This is a genomic window from Herbiconiux daphne (assembly GCF_024979295.1).
In the GTDB taxonomy this organism is placed as follows: Bacteria; Actinomycetota; Actinomycetes; order Actinomycetales; family Microbacteriaceae; genus Herbiconiux; species Herbiconiux daphnes.
The window spans coordinates 1-695 of sequence record NZ_JANLCJ010000403.1; the positions used below are offsets into that span (position 1 = coordinate 1).

The 695-nt window shown below is 36.8% G+C and carries 1 protein-coding gene; it reads left to right on the top strand.

What is annotated here, in order from left to right; translation table 11 throughout:
• Nucleotides 1–192: 192 nt before the first annotated feature.
• The coding region (locus N1032_RS25495) for a hypothetical protein (RefSeq protein WP_259543390.1) at nt 193–695 on the top strand (503 nt) is incomplete at its 3' end.

Below are 695 nucleotides of genomic sequence, written 5' to 3' on the forward strand. Positions count from 1 at the left end.
ACTTGAGATATCGTAGTATATCCTCACCCAGCATATATCTCTGGTGCAGATCATGAATCTATATTTATTGATGCTGTTCATGAACGAGGCGGAAGAATCATTGGATATCTATTTGATATTAATCCTATTAGATTTGCTACAAGCGACGAGCAAAATGCTGAACTTATTGAAACTCTCAATAAATATGATGGATTGATTGCTCAAGGAAATGGTGGAAGACAATGGTTGCGTGAACATGGTATGAATATGGAACTCTTACACAAGACTGTCGCTCAAGATAAACCTTGGGGATATTCAACCGATACTCCTTACAACACTCCTGAACTATCTAGAGACTTAATGTACTTCGGCAATATGTCGGAAGACAAAGTTGGTTTCTTAAGAGAACTAGTTCAAGAGTTAGAGAAGTATAGTCCAGAGACTAGAGTATTTACTCCATATCATGATCTGCAGGATTTGAAAGATAATCCGCATATTATTGAATTTCCAAATGGAGACCATGTTATTCTAGATTCGTTCATGAATTTCTATGGTGGCTTTGGTTTAGTTCATGATGGAAATAATACAGAACAAGGTGAGCGTTATTCTGAATACAACAAATTATCTTGGTCTTACAAACTTTCATGCTATTTGGCATCTGGTTTTCCAATATGTGTACGATCCGATTCAGCATATGCTCCCTATGTCCGTGAAAC